We start from the raw sequence: 20207 nt of genomic DNA on the forward strand, positions 1-20207 counted from the left end.
AGAAAAGCAGATAAATAATGGCTATTTTGCACTGAAATCACCTTAACCAAGCGCAAATGGCGGCTAATACATTGAGTAGAAACAGGATAAAGGCTTTTATTCAGAGGTTCCATAGCACGCCTTGCTGACGAGAATACTGACCTGAAGGGTGTTATTGATATTGCTCATTTTAATGATGAGAAGAAGCTTGGAAGCGGTAAGGAAATGGTTGATAAGTTGACCGATCTTATATCCATCTTCCAGCGCCCGGAACTTGACTTCTCCCGGAACAAGGCCGAAGGTGATGACATCATCGGAGATGCCTACGAATATTTGATGCGCAAATTCGCTACAGAAAGCGGAAAGAGCAAGGGACAATTCTATACACCTGCAGAGGTTTCCCGAATCCTCGCCAATGTAGTGGGAATCAGCCGTTGCACGGACACCAGCGCCACAGTATGCGATCCGGCGTGTGGAAGTGGCAGCCTATTAATTCGAGCCATTGATGCAGCTCCTATCCCGATCATGGGATATGGCCAAGAAAAGGAAAGCACGACAGCTGGTCTGGCGAAGATGAATGCCGTCCTGCATCGTAAGGCCGAGATTACCATCAAGAGCGGTAACACATTCTCAAATCCGCAGTATCTTGATAAATCCGATAATTCCATACTTGAACGTTTCGATTACATAGTGGCAAATCCTCCCTTCTCTATGAAGAATTGGCGCGATGGTATTGCCGGTAAAGAATATGGTCGCTTCGAGGGCTATGGGGACACGCCACCGGAAAAGAACGGCGACTATGCTTGGCTCATGCATATCCTTAAGGCATTGAAGTCAAATGGCAAGGCTGCGGTTATTCTCCCTCATGGTGTTCTGTTCCGTGGAAATGCCGAAGCGACTATTAGAGAAGCAATTATAAAGAAGCACTGGATCAAGGGCATTATCAGCCTTCCGACAAACTTGTTTTACGGCACCGGCATAGCCGCCTGCGTGCTCGTGATTGATAAAGAAGGAGCTGCAAACCGACAAGGCATCTTTATGATTGATGCCAGCCGTGGGTACGTTAAGGACGGCAACAAGAATCGTTTGCGTGAACGTGATATCTATAGAATCATTACGACGTTTAATGAGCAGATAACTACAGATCCAAAGTATGCGCGTTTCGTACCAAACGATGAAATCGAAAAGAAGAACGGGTATAACTTGAACATCACTCGCTATATTGACTCCACAGATCCGGAGGATATTCAGGATATCTATGCGCATATTCACGGCGGTATTCCGGCGGTTGATATTGACAGTCTGTCTAAATATTGGGATGCGTTCCCTTCGCTGAAGGCTGAGTTGCTGACGGCGATTAGCGAAAAGTATTACAGCTTGAATGTGGAGCATGAGAATATCCGTCAGACGATATATAAAAACGCCGAGTTCTCAGAATACGGTGAGAAACTCGACGAGGCTTTCGCAGCATGGAAGGCCAAGGAATATCCTGCTCTATCTTCCCTTGATGAAGACGTATCCGCGAGAGAGTTAATCGTTAGTCTTGCGGAGGATATCCTTGCTGAATTTGAACACCTGACGCTGATTGATAAATACGACGTGTATCAAGTGCTGCTGGCTTATTGGAATGAGGTCATGAACGATGACGTGTCGCTTATCATAAGTGAACCGGATGGTTACGCCAATGCAAGAGCGACGGACAATATTGAGGAAGAGATCACGCAGGGCAAGAATAAAGGTGAGATGAAAGTCACCGGATGGGAAGGAAGATTGATTCCAAAGGCCATCGTGATAGATGCCTTCTTCCGTGAGGAGAAGAATGCCATAGAGGAAGCCGAGAACGTTGTCGCAGAAACAGAATCCTTGCTTTCTGATCTGGTTGAGAGCGCCGATGAGGAATCTGCTCTTGCCGATGTGGCTGAGAACGGAAAAGTCAAGGCTAAGGACTTAGAAGCCAAGATTGAGGAACTCACTCAGCATGTAGAGACGGAGGAAACCTTAGAGCTGGAACTTTTGATGGATCAGCTTCCGATGCAGAAGAAGCGCCTTCAGGCATATCTCGTGGGACACCCGCTTTGCGAAAGCGCTGTAACAGAAAAAGGAACTGTCACAAAGTCTTCTATCATGTTGCGCCTATTTATTATTCGTACAGTAGAGAGCGTGCCGGAAAGCTTGCAGGATGATGTAAATCAACTCAGACAGGCTTTGGATCTTTGCGGCAAAGTGTCCGACTATAACAAGGTTGTTAAGGATCTGAACAAGGCGCTTGATGAGAAGTGCAGGGCAAGGTATGACAGCCTGACAGATGAAGAAATTCTGGATCTGCTGGTGAACAAGAAGTGGTTCGATAGCATCTTCTCTGGTATAGCTGATCTGTATGCTGCGATTTCTCATCGCTTGACGAATAGAATTATTGAGCTTGCAGAGCGGTATGAAAATACGCTTCCGGAGCTTGATAAAAATACAACTGAGTATGAGGCCAAGGTGAAGTCTCATCTGGAAAGGATGGGATTTAAATGGTAAACGAGGTTTTAAGAACAGATATTCCCAATGATTGGGATGTTATTACCTTGGGAGATTATGCGCAAATATTTAGAGGTGGTTCACCGAGACCTATTCAAGCATTTTTAACTACAAGTGACCAAGGTATCAATTGGATAAAAATTGGCGATGTTGGTGCGGGAGAAAAATTCATAGAATCAACGGAGGAGAAAATTATACCAGAGGGTGTTTCACGCTCAAGAATGGTTTACAAGGGTGATCTTATTCTCTCCAATTCTATGAGTTATGGTCGCCCATATATCATGAACATCGAAGGATGCATTCATGATGGATGGCTTGTGATTCAAAAATATGACAGGCTTTTTAACAGAGAATATTTGTATTACGCTCTTAGCTCGGATTTGACGATGCGACAGTATGTTGCAATGGCGGCGGGTAGTAGTGTTCAGAATCTAAACAAAGAAAAAGTCTCTAAAGTAGTTTTACCCTGTCCAAAGATATTGGAGCAGAAAAAAATCGCCGAGGTATTGTCATCTATTGATGCGTTGATTGTGGAGTTGCAAAAGCTCATCCGAAAGAAAAAGGACATACGTCAGGGTACGATGCAAATGCTTGTCACCGGGAAGAAGCGACTGGATGGGTTCGATGGAGAATGGGTAAAAATCAACCTCTCAAAGAATTCCAAACTTAAAGCGCGTATTGGCTGGCAGGGATTGACCACTGCGGAATATCTGGATGAAGGTTATTCATACCTGATTACTGGTACAGATTTTAAGGATGGTCAGATTGACTGGAATGGTTGTCATTATGTGGACTACAACAGGTATGAGCAAGATCCCAATATTCAAGTTTCAAACGGCGATCTCCTGCTTACAAAAGACGGTACCATTGGGAAAGTTGCATATGTGGCTGATTTAACCAGACCGGCGACATTAAATAGTGGCGTATTTCTTGTAAAGCCTATAACGGATGCATATACAGCACATTTTATGTTTTACGTATTAGAGTCGTCAGTATTTAAGGATTTCCTTCAGCAACTTTCAGCGGGGTCGACGATTAATCACTTGTATCAGAAAGACCTTGTGAAGTTTGATTTATATGTACCACCAACGAAGGAAGAACAAGAAGCCATAGCTGGTATCCTTTTTGACATGGATTCAGATATCCATAGACTCGAAAAGAAGCTATCAAAATACCAGAAAATAAAGCAAGGAATGATGGAAGAACTGTTGACCGGCAAGGTCAGATTGATATAAGGAGGTGCCTGTCGGATGAGTATTGGAGATGCCGAAATCAAAACACAGGAAAGAGTGATCCGCTTCTTTAAAGATCCGGAGATCTTACAAGAAAACATGACGCCACATTCATCGCGCACATGGACAGGTATATGCCAAACTGGCGGGAGGTTCGTAAAGAACTCAACGACAGCAGACTGGACTACTATGAGGCGCAGGATGAAAGCCCACTGCAGAAACTGATCGACCAATCCCGTTATGATGACATCCGGGATGCGGCCATAGCTTATATTCAAGAGGAGCATTCTGGTGACGCGAAAAGACTGTCGGTCATTGATATGGAAATCGAGAATGTTATCCATATTGAGCAGCTTGAGGATGGCGTGATTGCTTTCGATGTAATTGCATCATGCGATGTCGAAATGCCGTCCGCATCTCGCAAGGGTTATTTTAATGAGCAATGGCTGAAGATTCATTGTCAGGTTACTCTTGGCATCGATATGAGTGGGTTCCGAATCATGTCTGTTGGTAATTGCGAGCCGCAAGAGGAATCTGATAATGACCGCCTGTCCGGAGAGCTTGTACCTATTATTTCCCGCGAACAGTTTGAAGACGAGGCGGAGAAGTTCCTAACAAGGTATTGTCCTGAAGCGTTGGAAAAACCTATGAGGGTTCCAATCGAGACAATAGCCAGCGATATGAAACTACAGGTTATCGAAGATATCCCTCTGTCAGATGATCTTACTTACTTTGGGACTATCATATTTGATAATGGAAATGTTCTCGATAAGCACCGGAAGATTACAATTCGCAATGCCAAACGAGGAACCGTATATCTTGATCCGCGTGTTTCCTATGAGAGATCTGTAGGAACAAAGCGCACTACACTGGCACATGAGTGTTTTCATTGGCATCGTCATCAGCCATACCACGTGCTGATGAAAATGATAGGTGCCGATGATAATCTGGGAAAAGCAATTCAATGTCAAATAGCCGCTAATTCCATGGATTCAGATAAATGGAAGGCTGTAGACTGGATGGAGTGGCAAGCCAAGGGCGTCGCTCCGAGAATCTTGATGCCTGCGAAACCGACGCGCTTGAAGGCAGATCAGCTCCTTGCAGTTTATGGCGGGGCTGATGATGCGAGCATTGCAGCCTACGAGAATGTCATTGATGAACTTGCGGAGCTGTTCGATGTGTCGAGACAGGCCGCCAAGGTTCGCCTGATGGATCTGGGATATTCCAAAGCCGAGGGCGTATATCCATTTGTGGATGGTCAGTATGTTCGCGGATATTCATTTGAAGCAGGTGCCTTGGATAAGAATCAGACGTTCACTATTTCCTATGCCGATTTGTTTAAGGCGTACTGCTTTGATCGTGAGTTTAAGAAGCTGATTGACAGCGGACAGTTTATTTTTGCAGATCGTCACCTCGTTCTCAATAACGAGAAATACATAGCGAGAGATCAGTCTGGGAATGCTACGCTGTCAGAATATGCTCTCTCGCACATGGATGAGTGCTGCGTCGTCTTCTCGAAGGGATATAGCTATCAATCGAAATATCAAGGGGCAAGGTATTACACGCAGTTTATGCGGAATGCCGCACCGGTTGAAAATCAGGTTGAATATTCCTTTGAACTTAATGCGCACAACAAGACACTTCTTGAGCAAATCAAGAACGCAAAGCGCCGGTCAGAGGCCATGCGTAGATATCCCGGTTCCTTTGCTGAGACGCTGGTAGCGCTGCAGAAGGAAAGGAAGCTCTCAAATAAGCAGCTGGCTGACCGCTCACTTGTGGGAGAAAAAACCATTCAGCGTTTGAGAAACGATGAAGAGTACCCGACTTCAGTTCAGACAGTTCTTGCATTATGCGTAGGTCTGAAGCTGCCTTTGCCAGAGGCTGAGATGTTTCTCGGTAAAACAGACTTTAAATTAAATTCAATGAAGGGTGAAGGATACGTTTATCAATGCGTATTAGGAGCCTGTGCTGAGAATTCGATTTATGAAATAAATGAAATGCTCAAAGAAAACGGAATTACTCCTCTGGGGAGCGATCCCGATCTTCAGTGAGTCAAGGAGGAGGACTAACCATGGCAGTGCCAAAATACGATGAATTAATGAAGCCTTTACTGGCAGCAGTAAAAGACGGTGAGGTCTATAAAATTAAAGACGTTACTGCCGTGTTAGCTCAACAGCTAAATTTATCAGCGGAAGACCTCGCAGAAATGCTTCCGAGCGGCAGGCAAACCGTGTTTAAAAACAGGGTCGGATGGGCGAAGACTTATCTGAAAAAAGCTGGACTCCTTGATAGTCCTGCCCGCGCTACTATTGTTATTACAGAAGCTGGAAAGAAGGTAGTTGAAGAAAATCCGGAGAAAATAGATTCCAAATATCTGGAACAGTTTCCTTCATTTGTAGATTTTGCATCCGCCTCTGATCCTACAAATGGAGATGATACAGTGCCTGTGATTTCAAAGCAGACGGATCTTACACCCGATGACCAGCTTGAAGATGCATACAAGCAGATTAATGCAAGCCTTGCATCTGATTTGTTGAGTGAGGTTCTGAAAATCTCACCATACACCTTTGAAAAGCTCGTTGTTGATCTTCTTTCAAAGATGGGTTATGGAACTGTGGCTTACGGAAGTCATGCAACAGTCGCTTCCGGTGATGATGGAATTGATGGAGTCATCATGGAGGACAAGCTCGGATTCTCTTTGATTTATATGCAGGCTAAGGAATGGGCACCAGATAGAGTTGTTGGACAGCCGGACATTCAGAGCTTTGTTGGTGCGATTGCCGGGAAGCACGGCGATGGACTTTTCGTTACGACAGCTAAGTTCTCACAGAAGGCTAAGGATTACGCAAATACTCATCACATTATTCTGATTGATGGTGAGAGACTTGCTAATCTGATGATTGAGTATAACTTCTGTGTGTCAACGCGGAAAACGTTTGAAATTAAGGCAATCGATACGGATGCTTTGGCTGAATATCAGGATGAATAATTTGCTTGCGAAAAAGCAGGAAGTTGGAGGGAATACATTATGGCAAATGAGCTGCAGCCATTGTCGCTGCTCTTTCAAAATAGATTATTCCGGATACCGGACTATCAGCGTGGATATGCGTGGTTGCAGCAACAGTTGGTGGATTTTTGGGATGACCTTGTAAATCTTCAGGCTGACCGTTATCACTATACAGGTCTCCTGTCCCTTAAGCCTCTAAAAAGCAAGGAGACCGTCAGCTGGGGCGAGGACTTGTGGCTGGTCGAGAACGGATATAAGCCTTGTCATATCGTTGATGGCCAGCAGCGCATCACCACGTTTGTCATTCTCTTGAACGAGATCGTGGGATTTGTGCGTGGCTTAGATGAGAACAAGGGTAAGTCTGATAAAGAAATCACGCTGGGGTATGAAACGGTCGAAGAGATTGTCTCAAAATACATCTGCCGAAAAAGACCGCCAAACGGAGTAGTAACAACATACCTTTTTGGCTATGAGGTCGACAATCCCAGCGCAGAATACATGAAATATAAGGTGTTCGATGAGCCGTATTCCGGCGCAGTGAATGAGACATACTATACGAAGAATCTAAAGTTTGCAAAGAACTTTTTTGCAGAGAACATTAGGAAACTATATGATGAGTCCGGAGAAGGCGGCCTTGAGGCAGTAAATACGCTGTATAAAAAACTCACACAGCGCCTGATGTTTAATCTCCATGAAATCGACGATGATTACGATGTGTTTGTAGCTTTCGAGACCATGAACAATCGTGGTAAGAAGCTGACGAATCTTGAATTGTTGAAAAACAGACTGATCTATTTGACCACGCTTTATGATGATGAGGTATTTGACGAGAAGGACAAGTCTGCCCTCCGTAAGAAGATAAATGACGCTTGGAAGGAAGTCTACTATCAGCTTGGTAGGAATAAGAGTGTTCCGCTTTCTGATGATGATTTTTTGCGTGCGCATTGGATTATCTACTTCAGGTATTCCCGTAAACGTGGCGATGACTACATTAAATTCCTGCTAAGCAAGTTCTCGTCAAAGGGCATATTTGAAAAGGCACCAGTTCTGGTTGAGACAGAGGCCGAGTCGGTTATCAGCGATGATGTTACTGATGCAGACGACACGGAAGTTACTGAAACAGAAGAACAGGAAATCATAGAGGTATCCAAACTCCAGCCAAAAGAAATCGAGGACTATGTCAATAGCCTCAAAGATATGGCGAAGTACTGGTATGACACCTATTTCCCATTTGAAAGTGCTAATCTTACTCCTGAAGAGCAAAAACGAGTCGATAGGCTTAACCGTATCGGCATCGGACATTTCAGACCGCTGGTTACTGCGGTCATCAGTCGGCGGGATATTTCTGCGAACAGCAGAGTTAAAATCTTTGAAGCAGTTGAGCGCTTTATCTTTGTTGCATTTCGCTTGGGTAATTTTAATGCATCCTATGGCAGCAGTGATTATTATCGAGCTGCACGTCAGGTGTATGTGAAAGAAACGGATGTTGATGAGCTCTGTAAAGAAATATATGACAGGACAACGAACGATATCGATTTTGCCACGCAGAACTTTGTCACCAGAATTGAGAAATATTTTTCTACAGGGAATGGCTACTACGACTGGAACAGTCTGCGATACTTCTTTTATGAATATGAGGCTAAGCTGGCAGAGAAAAATAATATAGATCGTTTCTGCACGTGGTCAATGTTTACAAAGTCCGAGAAGGATAAAGTGTCTATCGAGCATATTCTCCCTCAGACACCGACGAAGTATTACTGGCGTAATATGTACCGGCAGTTTAAGGATTCGGAAATCAAGATGCTTTCTGGAGCACTTGGGAACCTTCTGCCGTTGTCTCAGAGCGTAAACTCGGCTTTGCAGAATGACAGTTTTGAGGATAAGAAGCATTCCAAAACCACAGGACGTCGCGGATACGAGAATGGATCTCACTCAGAGATAGAGGTATCCAAGCTGCAGGATTGGACTGCATTTGAGATATACAGCAGAACTGAAAAGCTTCTCGTTTTCATGCAGGAACGCTGGAACCTGCAATTCGACGAAGAACAGTTGGAAAAGCTGATCGGCATTTCGTTCGTCAAAGATGGACGAGAAATCCCGGAGGAGTTGGAGGAAGTATCGGCAAACGTACCGGAATCCGAGGAAAGTGCAGAAGGCTCCGGAGATGATCAAAAACTGCAATTCTGGACAGCATTCGTAAACTATGCTAATGAGCACGGCAGATCAAGCAATATAGCAAAACAGAAAGCTGCTGGCCGAACATATTACGATGTGCACATAGGCGCGAACGGCTATCACTTATTCTTTTCCATTCCCTATGGTAAACGAATCAAGATGGGCATCTACACCTATAATGTGGATACCTATAACCGTCTGAAAGAATTGAAAGATCAGATTGAGACCGAATTTGGTGAGAACCTAAATTGGGAATACTCAAAATCGACAGGTACAACACGTTCCATCGTTATTGAGGAGAAGGCTGATGTATTCAATCCAGCAGAGCAGCAGAAAATATTTGATTGGATCATCGACCATTTTGACCGGATCACGACAGCATTATCTATGGCCGGAGAACGTCTCAATATAAGCGGTGATTCCTCTGAAACGAGGTTTGAGATTAGAAAACGCTACTGGACGTATGCCTTAGCCCAAATCCATGAGGCACATGGTAATCCCGGCTCTTTCAGCAATGTGAATCCGAGTACGGACAACTGGATAAACGGATTCTTTGGCATTGGAGGTTTCTACCTCTGCTGTGTTGCGAATTTTGACTCTGCCCGTTCAGAGGTCGTATTTGCCAGAGCGGAGAGATCAGAGAATAAAGCTGCGTTTGATGCTCTTTACCAGCATAAAAGCGAGATTGAATCGAAGCTGGGAACGGAGCTTCAGTGGAACCGTGGAGATGATATCAAATCCTCGAAGGTATTTATTCAGCTTGATAACGTGAGCATTGAAAACGAGGATGACTGGCCGCAGATGGCAAAGTTCCATGCAGAATGGTCAAAGAAGTTCTACGATTTGATTGTGCCGTATATAACGGTAGATTGGCAATAGTCCACTCAGGACGAGGAGCACTGATGGCAAATTTAAATTCTGAGAATCCGCACGTCGGACGCAAGTTCCAAGAATTTGTGCAAACGATTCTCAAAGAAAAATATAATACATATTTTGAGCAAGAAGCAGCAATCCCCATCGGCAGACCGCCAAAGGAGCACAAGTTTGATCTTGCCAATGCTGACAGGTCTATCGTGGCTGAATGCAAATGTTATACGTGGACTGATTCCGGGAATGTTCCGAGCGCAAAGTTGATGGGCTTGGACGAGGCTGTATTTTACTTTGGCTTTCTGCCTTCTGGGACAAAGAAGCTGCTTTGTATGAAAAAAGCAGTGTTTCGTGGCAAGCAGGAAACACTGGCTGAGTATTATGTTCGAGCACATGGGCATTTGCTTGAAGATGTCTCTGTAATAGAAATTTCTGATGATGGAACAATCAAGATTGTCAGAGATGGATCATCGATCCCAGCAGAGGCATATTAGGGCTACGACGATGAAATCCCATGCACTTGTGGAGCCGTCAAAGGTTGAGGCGATTTAATGCTTGATAATATGAATGGAGAAAATGCATGGTTTTTAATACATTTATAAAATGTCAGGTTTGCGGAAGTATTACCAGAGTCCGATTACAGGTTGGATGGCAAGAAGAACATCCTATTGTTGTGGCTTGCGGTAAATGTGGTACTTCCTTATCTGGCAGCGTTAAGATAGGACAAAACCGACCGGGGCTAAAGTTTTCTTTTGACAATGCGGATGAAATCCCGGATGCTGAAGCTGATTACATGGTTGAATGCTCTGGTGAATTCCCGACCGTGAAACAAGGCAAAGCAGCGGAGTTGGAAGAAGTCGTCATTACTCCGTTTATCCGCTATATGAATCGTATGAAGACGGATGATTCATATGAGCAGTTCGGAAAAGCGGTATCACAGCTTAATGCAACAGAAAAGAAATGGAAGAGCTATAAAAGAATCATTGACCTCTTCAGAAATAATAGTGAATACCTTGTTCAGGAGATACAAAAGGAATTCTCCGGACAATACTTTCAGTGCAGAGATGAGTCTGAGGTATTGAGAGCTATTCATATGATTGAGGTTCATGGGTTTTATTCTGCACTCAAAAAAGACATCTTGGATAATCTCTCTTTTAGTGCAGGAATTATGAAACTGGACTCTGTTCAGCTGAAGAGCTTAGTAGACTTCTTAAATTCACATGATGGTTATCATCTTGAGGAGCTACAGGATTTGATATATAAGGTCTATGATGATTTTATAAAAATATACCAGCGCCTCATTCCTGCTCTCGCTTTACAGTATTGCAAAGATGATTCTTTTGATTTCGAAGTTGAAGGCTCGACAACAAGTAGCTTTGATAGTGTAAAACAGTTCTATTTGGATGTTTATGAAGCCCTTGGTAATTTGCTTGTTATCCCGGTCGCTCTTAATAACATAAAATACAGGGCTGACGCGAATTCAATGAATCCTTTGGAAAAGAATGTATCTTCTTTAGAGGATTATATAAAGCTCACAAAGGCATCAAGGTATCATTTTTGCTTGAACACAGAAGTCTATACCGATTTCTTGGATGTTGTAGTAAATGCAAAACTGAGAAATGCGATTGGACACAATGATGTTGAATATGACGCGGTGAGTCAGGTTATTACTTACATTCCAAATCCAAAAGACAGAACCGTAAAGAAAACGGAATACCTTCTCGAATTTGAAAATGAAGCGATGCACATGTTTCAGGCCTTATTGGGTGTTTCAGAATACCTGTATCGACTAAGAGAGCTTTCTCTTATGTATGATGGCAAAATACCACTTATGGTTCAGGAAAGAGCAAACTGGCCAAAGAAGATAGGACGTAATGATCCATGTCCATGCGGAAGCGGAAAAAAGTACAAATTCTGTCACGGGAAGAATTAAGGTTGAGACGATGGAATTTCGGACTTGTTCCCTTAGAGCGAAGTCTTGAAGCGGTTGGCAAATCTGTGTGTTTGCATATTATAGGTAGGAGCAAGGTCTTTGACCTGTTTCCGAGAACGTACAAGGGTAAAAAACGGTGTGTTTTACGGCAAAAAACACGCTTTGATAAATTCCCGCGAACGAACGCGAATTTGGCTACACACTTGACATCAATCTGGAGCAATCGAGCCATGTGGAGACGGTGGTGCGATTGGTCAGAAATACCTGATGGCCAGATCCCGGTGTTCAACAGTGCGGGAGAGCGGTAATAGGTCCAAAAATGACGGGTACTCTGACAGATGAGTGCCCGTCATTCTGCTTTATAGATCATATTGTGAGAGTGATACAGGAGGGCTCCGTTTATGGCGATCATACTGGACCATCAGCTGCGGGAACAGATAGAGCACAAAGCCAACGGATTTCCGGTCACCTATTATCACGACGAGCTGGCTGAATTGCCCGATTGGGCGGGGCCCGTCCACTGGCACCCCGACTTTGAGATCGCCACCGCTGTAAGTAATGTCCTGGAGTACCAGGTGGGGCGGCAGCATGTGACGCTGGAGGCAGGCGACAGCATATTTGTCAACGGGAATGTGCTCCACAGAGTCAGACAGCTGTCCGGGTACCGTCCCGATCCCATCCCCATCATCCTCTTTTCCAGTGCCGCCGTGGCCCCCGAAGACAGCACCATTTATCAAAAATATATCCAGCCCGTGGCCCGGTGCGGCGAGCTGCCCTTCGTGGTGTTCCGGCACAACGACCCCACCCACAGGGAGATGAGCCGTGTCATCGGGGACATCTGCCGCCGCCTGCGGGAACCGGCGCCGTGCTGTGAGCTGGCGGTGCAGCGCAACATCAGCCTCATTTTTGAGTATCTGTTCTGCCACTTTGACCGTCTGCCCAAATCCGAGGCCACACAGGTGCAGATGAAGGGGCAGATCCGCCTCCAGAAGATGCTCACCTACATCTACGAGCACTATCCGGAGGCCGTCACCCTCCAGGACATTGCCGACGCCGCCCATATCAGCCGCAGCGAGGCGGGGCGCTGCTTCCAGACCTATATGGGGTGCTCCCCGGTGGAGGCGCTGATCCAGCACCGGCTCCGGGCCGCCCGCAGGCTGCTGGCCGAGAAAACCCATACCCTCCAGGAGATCAGCTTTGCCTGCGGCTTCCACTCCGCAAACTACTTCAGCCGCAAATTCAGGCAGACCTATGGGTATGCGCCCAGCCAGAACAACGATTTGGGTAAATAGTGCTTGCTTTTGACGCTCCTGTGCCTTTGAATTGCCATGACATGATGATATACTGCGATACGAAAAATGACGGGTTTCACCCGGAAGGAGATCGTCATGGCAAGACAGAAGAACTATAAGAAAACACTGACAGCCTGCTATCTGGGCTTCGTGACACAGGCCATATCCGCAAACTTCGCCCCGCTTTTGTTTTTGACCTTCCGGAGCACCTACGGGATCACTCTGGAAAAGATCGCCATGATCCCCATGGTGTTTTATCTCGCCCAGCTGCTCATCGACCTTGCGGCCACCCGATTCGCCGACAGGATCGGATACCGCACCTGTGTGGTGGTGTCCCAGGTGCTGTCGGCGGTGGGCCTCGTGTCCATGGCCTTCCTGCCGGAGCTGGTCCCCGTCCCCTTCGCGGGCCTTCTCATTTCGGTGGTGCTCTATGCCGTCGGCAGCGGCCTGATCGAGGTTTTGGTGAGCCCCATTGTGGAGGCCTGCCCCTTTGAGCACAAGGACGGCATGATGAGCCTCCTCCACTCCTCCTACTGCTGGGGAGCGGTGGGGGTCGTCCTGGGCTCCACACTCTTTTTCGCCCTCTTCGGCATCGAGCACTGGAAGGTCCTGACGGTCCTCTGGGCGCTGCTGTCGCTGTACAACACCTGGAACTTCCTCCGCTGCCCCATCGAGCGGCTGATGGAAGAGGGGAAGGGCATGAGCAGCGGCGAGCTCCTCCGGCTGCCCCTGTTCTGGCTCATCATCGTGCTGATGATCTGCACCGGCGCCTCCGAGGCCACCATGGCCCAGTGGGCCTCTGCCTTTACCGAGTCCGCCCTGGGCGTCTCCAAGGCGGTGGGCGACCTGGCGGGGCCCGGACTGTTCGCCATGTTCATGGGCATCTCCCGCATGCTCTACGGCAAATTCAGCGAGCGGCTCCACCTGACCCGGGTCATGCTGCTCTGCGGCGTGCTGTGCGCCGGCTGCTATCTGCTGGCCGCCCTGTCCGCCTCCCCGGTGCTGGGCCTGGCGGGCTGCGCCCTCTGCGGCCTGGCGGTGGGCATCATGTGGCCCGGCTCCATCAGCATCTCGTCCCAGAAGTGCCCCAGGGGCGGCACCGCCATGTTTGCCTTCCTGGCCCTGGCCGGGGATCTGGGCGCTACCGTGAGCCCCGCCCTGGTGGGCAGCTTTGCCGAGCTGGCGGGGGGCGATCTGAAAGCGGGTCTGCTGGTGGCCGCGGCCTTCCCCGTGGTACTGGTGATTGGTCTGCTGATCCTGAAAGGAAAGGCCGGTGGGACGGCCCTGCCCACCGAGGCCACACGGCCCGGCAAGACCTCCGCGTCCTAACGCTGTGCACCCGGCAGGAAGAACCCGCCACTTGACTTTCCCCGGGTCCTGTGGTACACTCACACTGCAAATTTGATATGAGCATGTGTATTTGTCATCGGATGGATACTTTTAAGGTGCTTGAACGCATTCCGTAGATCTTAGAAGGAATGCGTTCAGGCACCTTTTTTGTTTTCCTCCGGCAGCCATGCGGTCAGGAGGCAGTCATGGACGTGAGAAAAAAGGAATTTGCAAGCTATCTCTCCTTGAGCATCCTTGGGATGCTGGGTTCATCGGGGACCATCCTGGCGGACACCTTCTTCGTGTCCAACCGGCTGGGGGCCGACGGCCTGGCGGCCCTAAACATCTCCATCGCCGTGTTCGGCCTCATCAATGGCCTGGGCATGCTCTTCGGCATCGGCGGCGCCACCCGATACACCATTTTCCGCGCCCAGGGAGACGGGAAGGGGGCAGACCGAGTCTTTACCGCTGCCTTCCTCAGCGCCCTGGCCGCCGGGCTGTGCTTCCTCTGCGCCGGCCTTTTCTGCCCGGAGACCATCGCCCGGGCCCTGGGGGCGGAAGGGGACCTCCTCCCCATGTGCACCGCCTATCTGAAGACCGTCCTCTGCTTTGCCCCCTGCTTTATCCTGAACCACCTTCTTATGGCCTTCCTCCGCAACGACGGCAACCCCAGGCTGGCCATGTGTGCCATGCTGGCGGGGAGCCTGGCCAACATCGCCCTGGACTACCTCTTCGTCTACCCCCTGGACATGGGCATCTTCGGCGCCGCCCTGGCCACCGGGCTCTCCCCCGTCATCGGCCTGGCCGTCTCCTCCCTCCATCTGGCCACCGGCCGGGCCCGGTTCCACCTGACCGGGGACGGCCTCAGCCTCCGGGAGCTGGGCCGGAACGCCGGGCCCGGCCTCTCCGCCTTCGTCAACGAGTGTTCCTCCGGCGTGGTGCTGGTGGTATTCAATCTGCTGCTCCTGCGGACCGCCGGCAGCACCGGCGTGGCCGCCTACGGCATCGTGGCCAACCTGGCTCTGGTGGTGCTCTCCGTCTTTACGGGTATGGCCCAGGGCATCCAGCCTCTGCTCAGCCGGGCCTACGGGCGAGGGGACCGGGCGGAGACGGCCGCCCTCCTGCGCCGGGGACTGGTCCTCTCCGGCGGGGTGGGGCTGGCCGTTCTGGCTGCCGCCCTGCTGGCCGCCCCCACCCTGGTCTCCTGGTTCAACAGCGAGGGAGACCCTCTACTCCAGAGTCTGGCGGAGGAGGGCCTGCGGCTCTACTTTGTGGGTTTCCTCTGCGTGGGCTATAACTACCTGACGGCGGCCTTCCTCAGCGCCACCGGACGGGCCGGGACTGCCTGCGCCCTCTCCACCTTCCGGGGCTGTGTGGGCATCACCCTCACCGCCTGCCTCTTCGCCTGGTGCTTCGGTGTCACCGGCATCTGGCTGGCCTTCCCCGCGGTGGAGCTGTCCACCGCCCTGCTGGGGCTTTTGATCCAGCGCCGCCGCCGCACGGTGGACGCCCCGGATGGTCTCTATGCCTGAGTCATAAAAACCATAAAAACCTATTGACATACTAGGAAATAGGTGCTAGGATAATGCACAGGAAAACACTAGGAATTAAAGAGGGCAACCTCTTCTGCATTGTCCGCTCCGGTTTGGGCGGAGAAAGGAAGCGAATACCATGCGTCACATCTATGCCGACAACGCCGCCACCACCAAGATGAGTCAGGCGGCCATCCGGGGCATGCTGCCCTATCTGGACGGCATTTACGGAAATCCCTCCAGCCTCCACAGCACCGGACAGGCTGCCAAGGAGGCCCTGGAGTCGGCCCGGGCCGTCATGGCCAAGGGGCTGGGCTGCGATCCCCGGGAGATCACCTTCACCTCCGGCGGCAGCGAGGCCGACAACCAGGCCATCCGCACCGCCGCCTGGCTGGGGGCGAAGAAGGGGAAGAGGCACATCGTCTCCACCGCCTTTGAGCACCACGCCGTCCTCCACACCCTGGAGGCCCTGGAGCGGGAGGGCTTTGCCGTCACCCTGCTGGACGTCCACGGGGACGGCCTCATTACGGCGGAGGAGGTGGCGGCGGCCATCCGCCCCGACACCTGCCTGGTGACGGTGATGTATGCCAACAACGAGGTGGGCACCGTGGAGCCCATCGCTGAGATCGGGGCGGTCTGCCGGGAGAAAGGGGTCCTCTTCCACACCGACGCCGTCCAGGCGGCGGGACACCTGTCTATCGACGTGGAGAAGGAGCATATCGACCTGCTCTCCCTCTCCGCCCACAAGTTCCACGGCCCCAAGGGGGTAGGTGTCCTCTACGCCCGGAAGGGCATCCCCCTCCAGAACCTCATCTACGGCGGCGCCCAGGAGCGGGGCAAGCGGGCGGGCACCGAGAATTTGCCCGCCATCATGGGTATGGCGGCGGCTTTTGAGGAGGCCCTGGCCGGGATGGACGAGCGGGCCGCGCATGTGACCGCCCTGCGGGACAAGCTCATGGAGGGCCTGGGGCAGATCCCCCATAGCCTCCTCAACGGCCACCGGACGCAGCGCCTCCCCGGCAATGTAAGCTTCTGCTTCGAGGGCATCGAGGGCGAATCCCTCCTGCTGCTGCTGGACGACAAGGGGGTGGAGGCCTCCTCCGGCTCGGCCTGCACCTCCGGCTCCCTGGACCCCAGCCACGTGCTGCTGGCCCTGGGCCGGCCCCACGAGATCGCCCACGGCTCCCTTCGGCTCACCCTCTCCCACGAGAATACCCAGGAAGAGGTGGACCACATCATCCGCTCGGTCACCGAGGTGGTGGAGTACCTCCGCGGTATCTCCCCGGTGTGGCGGGATCTCCAGAGCGGAAAACAGAATTTTGTCATCCAGTAAGAGAGGTGTAAGATATGGCACTTTATAGCGAGACCGTTATGGACCACTTCCGCAACCCCCGGAACGTGGGCGTCATCGAGGACGCCGACGGCGTGGGCGAGGTGGGCAACGCCAAGTGCGGCGACATCATGAAGATCTACCTGAAGATCAAGGACGATGTCATCGAGGACGTGAAGTTCGAGACCTTCGGCTGCGGTTCGGCCATCGCCTCCAGCTCCATGGCCACCGAGATGATCAAGGGCAAGCCCCTCAGCGAGGCCCTGACCCTCACCAACAAGGCGGTGGCTCAGGCTCTGGACGGCCTGCCCGCCCACAAGCTCCACTGCTCCGTGCTGGCCGAGGAGGCCATCAAGAAGGCCATCCAGGACTACTATGAAAAGACCGGCGCGGACTACGACAAGAGCATTTTCCCCGCCTGCGACAGCTGCGACCACGGCTGCTGCCACGGGCACTGAACATCGCTTCACGCAAACCACGGGTCCTGTTCTCCAAAAAGGGGACGGGCCCGTGGTTTTTTGCATGGAAAGGGGGAAAATCACTGGTGACAAGGCACCCTGGTATCTGCTATACTGAAAGGTACGACATCCCCCCTCAGCGGGGCGGAGAACGGGAAAAAGGAGGGCGGACCATGGCCGCTGTTTTGTACTATGAACCCCTTGTGATGATGGGTCCCGGCGCCATCGCCCGGGTGTGCGGCCGGTTCGGCCTGACGGTGATCCCGGTGCCCCGGGACCGGGTGGGCCAGACTGTAGGCTTTCTGGCGGGTTACCAGGGCTTCCCGGAGCGGCCGGAAAAGGAGAAGCCGCCGGAGGACCGGGTGCTGGTGTTCTGCGAGGTGGACCGGGAGACCCTGGACCAGGTGCTGGAGGCTCTGAAGGCCGACGGCGCCCCCACCTCCCTGAAGGCCATCCTCACCGGCACCAACGCCGGCTGGCCCTTTGCCCGCCTTGCCCGGGAGCTCTCAGCGGAGCACCGTGCCATGGGCGGACGCTGAAAACTTTTTGACATGCCGCGCCGTCTGAGAAATAAGGGCGGCAGAGAGGAGCCGACGGCCTTGGATTATGATAAACTGCTGACCCTGAGCAGCGATCTGGGCTATCACCTCCTGCTCAGCGGTGCGGAGATCTACCGGGTGGAGGAGTCGGTCCACTACCTGCTCACCGCCTACGGGGTGGAGACGGGAGAGGTCTTTGTCATCCCCAACTGCGTCATCGTCAGCCTGACGGCGCCGGGCCAGAAGCCTATTACACAGATGCGCCGGGTGCCCGGCCACGGCACCGACATCGGCCGGATGGAGGCCCTCAACGATCTGTGCCGGCGGCTGTGTGCCTGTCCTCCCGACCTGGACCGGGCGGCCGGGGAGCTGGACGGCGTGATCCGAGAGGTCCACCGCACCCCCATGGCGGTGGAGCTGGCGGCCTATGTGCTCCTCACCTCGGCCTTCTGCCTCTTCTTCGGCGGCACCGCCCGGGACGCCTTCTGCGGCGGTGTCTGCGGCCTGGCCGTGGGACTGGTGGTCCCCTTCCTGGCCCGGCTGGGCACCAACCTCTTCTTCAAGGCCATGGTGGGCGGCTTTTTCTGCGGTCTGCTGGCCGCCGGTCTCACCGACCTGGGGGTGGGGGAGCACATCGACCTCATCATCACCGGCGCCATCATGGCCCAGGCGCCCGGGCTGGTCATCACCAACTTCATGCGGGACATCATGGCCGGGGATATGATGTCCGGCCTGGTCAAGCTGGCCGAGGCCCTGCTCACCGGCGCCGGCATCGCCCTGGGCACCGGCGTGGCCCTCAGCCTGGTGAGCGCGGTCTGGGGGGTGCTGTGATGGAGCTGTTCCTGCCCTGCCTCTACGCCTTTCTGGCCTGCCTGGGCTTCTGCGTCCTCTTCCGCATCAACGGCCTGGGGGCGGTGCTCTGCTCCCTGGGGGGTGCCCTGGCCTGGCTGGTCTACCTCCTCACCGGGCCCATCATGGGGAACAACGACGTCATCCAGTATTTCTGGGCGGCGGTCTTTCTCTCGGCCTACGCCGAGGTCATGGCCCGGGTGCGCAAGTGCCCCGCCACCGGCTATCTGCTCATCGCATTCATCCCCCTGGTGCCCGGCGCCGGCATCTACAACATGATGGACGCCGCCCTCCGGGGCAACACCCAGGACTTCCTCAACACCGGCCTCCACACCCTGAGCATCGCCGGGTCCCTGGCGGTGGGAGTGCTGGTGGTCTCCTCCCTGGTGCGGATGTACAGCATGCTCCAGCACCGGCGGCGGACGGAAAGGGGAGAGCAGCCTTGAGACGCTATGACATCGTCCTGCTGGACGCCGACAACACCCTCTTTGACTTCGACGCCGCTGAGGCCCAGGCCCTGGACGCCGTGCTGGCGGAGTTCGGCTGGCCCCGTGAGGAGGGGACCAAACGGGCCTATCTGGAGATCAACCACGCCCTGTGGTCGGCCTTCGACCGGGGGGAGGCAGAGGAGGACCTCCTCACAGTGGAGCGGTTCCGCCTGCTGGGGGAGCGCCTGGGCCGGTCCGCCGACCCGGCGGAGATGAACCGCCGGTACTTGGACCACCTGGGAGAGTGCTCCTTCCTTCTCCCGGGGGCGGAGGCACTGTGCCGCACTCTGCGGGAGGCGGGCTGCCGCCTGGCCCTGGCCACCAACGGGGTGGCCCGGGTCCAGTATGCCCGGCTGGCGGGCTCCCCCCTGGCCCCCTACCTGGAGCGGCTCTTCATCTCGGGGGAGATGGGGACCCGGAAGCCGGAGCCGGCCTTTTTCCGCGCGGCCCTCTCCGCCATGGGGGCGGAGGACCAGAGCCGCTGCGTCATGGTGGGGGACGGCTTGGGCTCCGATGTAAAGGGGGCCCTGTGTGCCGGCCTGGACGTCATCTGGTTTGCCCCCGGAGGCGGCACTGCTCCGGCGGAGCTGAACCCAACCTATACCGCCCGCTCCCTGGAGGAGGTGGGGCGTATCATCTGTTTCACACCTCGGAATACATAGAGAGGAGATCCT

At 52.3% G+C, this 20207-nt stretch carries 16 protein-coding genes; all 16 read left to right on the top strand.

Features of this window, described 5'->3' with window-relative positions:
* Positions 1-204: 204 nt before the first annotated feature.
* The 16 genes from ACTNBK_RS00915 to ACTNBK_RS00990 all read left to right on the top strand — a co-directional run bounded on the left by ACTNBK_RS00915 (position 205) and on the right by ACTNBK_RS00990 (position 20195).
* Complete coding sequence (locus ACTNBK_RS00915) at positions 205-2502, top strand: N-6 DNA methylase (RefSeq protein ID WP_441142837.1); 2298 nt, start codon at positions 205-207, stop codon at positions 2500-2502.
* Positions 2496-3737 (top strand): restriction endonuclease subunit S, encoded by a 1242-nt coding sequence (locus ACTNBK_RS00920; RefSeq protein WP_441142839.1) that lies wholly within the window; start codon positions 2496-2498, stop codon positions 3735-3737. The genes ACTNBK_RS00915 and ACTNBK_RS00920 overlap by 7 nt, the downstream gene beginning before the upstream one ends.
* A gap of 131 nt (positions 3738-3868) precedes the next feature.
* The gene (locus ACTNBK_RS00925; protein WP_441142841.1) at positions 3869-5785 is read left to right on the top strand and encodes a hypothetical protein; all 1917 of its coding nucleotides are present in this window, start codon (positions 3869-3871) and stop codon (positions 5783-5785) included.
* Positions 5786-5805: 20 nt separating this feature from the next.
* Positions 5806-6723, top strand: coding sequence for a winged helix-turn-helix domain-containing protein (locus ACTNBK_RS00930; RefSeq protein WP_441142843.1), 918 nt, complete (start codon positions 5806-5808; stop codon positions 6721-6723).
* Between the two features lie 39 nt (positions 6724-6762).
* Positions 6763-9795, top strand: a complete 3033-nt coding sequence (locus tag ACTNBK_RS00935) for a DUF4268 domain-containing protein (protein WP_257271436.1) — start codon at positions 6763-6765, stop codon at positions 9793-9795.
* 23 nt (positions 9796-9818) lie between these two features.
* Positions 9819-10277 carry a hypothetical protein gene (locus ACTNBK_RS00940; RefSeq protein WP_015519168.1) on the top strand — a complete coding sequence of 153 codons (459 nt, stop codon included), beginning with the start codon at positions 9819-9821 and terminating at the stop codon, positions 10275-10277.
* Between the two features lie 86 nt (positions 10278-10363).
* Positions 10364-11716: an SEC-C metal-binding domain-containing protein gene (locus ACTNBK_RS00945; protein ID WP_031476611.1), complete on the top strand. Its 1353-nt coding sequence runs from the start codon at positions 10364-10366 to the stop codon at positions 11714-11716.
* A gap of 401 nt (positions 11717-12117) precedes the next feature.
* Positions 12118-13008, top strand: a complete 891-nt coding sequence (locus tag ACTNBK_RS00950; RefSeq protein WP_441142846.1) for an AraC family transcriptional regulator — start codon at positions 12118-12120, stop codon at positions 13006-13008.
* Between the two features lie 96 nt (positions 13009-13104).
* Positions 13105-14337, top strand: coding sequence for an MFS transporter (locus tag ACTNBK_RS00955; protein WP_441142848.1), 1233 nt, complete (start codon positions 13105-13107; stop codon positions 14335-14337).
* Positions 14338-14543: 206 nt separating this feature from the next.
* Positions 14544-15869: an MATE family efflux transporter gene (locus ACTNBK_RS00960; protein ID WP_441142850.1), complete on the top strand. Its 1326-nt coding sequence runs from the start codon at positions 14544-14546 to the stop codon at positions 15867-15869.
* 139 nt (positions 15870-16008) lie between these two features.
* A complete protein-coding gene (locus tag ACTNBK_RS00965; RefSeq protein WP_441142852.1) occupies positions 16009-17202 on the top strand; it encodes a cysteine desulfurase family protein in 1194 nt (397 codons plus the stop codon).
* 14 nt (positions 17203-17216) lie between these two features.
* A complete protein-coding gene (nifU, locus tag ACTNBK_RS00970) occupies positions 17217-17657 on the top strand; it encodes a Fe-S cluster assembly scaffold protein NifU (protein WP_441142854.1) in 441 nt (146 codons plus the stop codon).
* Positions 17658-17830: 173 nt separating this feature from the next.
* Positions 17831-18196: a DUF3783 domain-containing protein gene (locus tag ACTNBK_RS00975; RefSeq protein WP_294511977.1), complete on the top strand. Its 366-nt coding sequence runs from the start codon at positions 17831-17833 to the stop codon at positions 18194-18196.
* A gap of 60 nt (positions 18197-18256) precedes the next feature.
* Complete coding sequence (locus tag ACTNBK_RS00980) at positions 18257-19027, top strand: threonine/serine exporter family protein (RefSeq protein ID WP_441142856.1); 771 nt, start codon at positions 18257-18259, stop codon at positions 19025-19027.
* The gene (locus ACTNBK_RS00985) at positions 19027-19491 is read left to right on the top strand and encodes a threonine/serine exporter family protein (protein WP_441142858.1); all 465 of its coding nucleotides are present in this window, start codon (positions 19027-19029) and stop codon (positions 19489-19491) included. The genes ACTNBK_RS00980 and ACTNBK_RS00985 overlap by 1 nt, the downstream gene beginning before the upstream one ends.
* Positions 19488-20195: a YjjG family noncanonical pyrimidine nucleotidase gene (locus ACTNBK_RS00990; protein WP_441142860.1), complete on the top strand. Its 708-nt coding sequence runs from the start codon at positions 19488-19490 to the stop codon at positions 20193-20195. The genes ACTNBK_RS00985 and ACTNBK_RS00990 overlap by 4 nt, the downstream gene beginning before the upstream one ends.
* Positions 20196-20207 lie beyond the last annotated feature (12 nt).

Source organism: Intestinimonas sp. HCP28S3_D6, from assembly GCF_052065695.1.
Taxonomy (GTDB): Bacteria; Bacillota; Clostridia; order Oscillospirales; family Oscillospiraceae; genus Intestinimonas.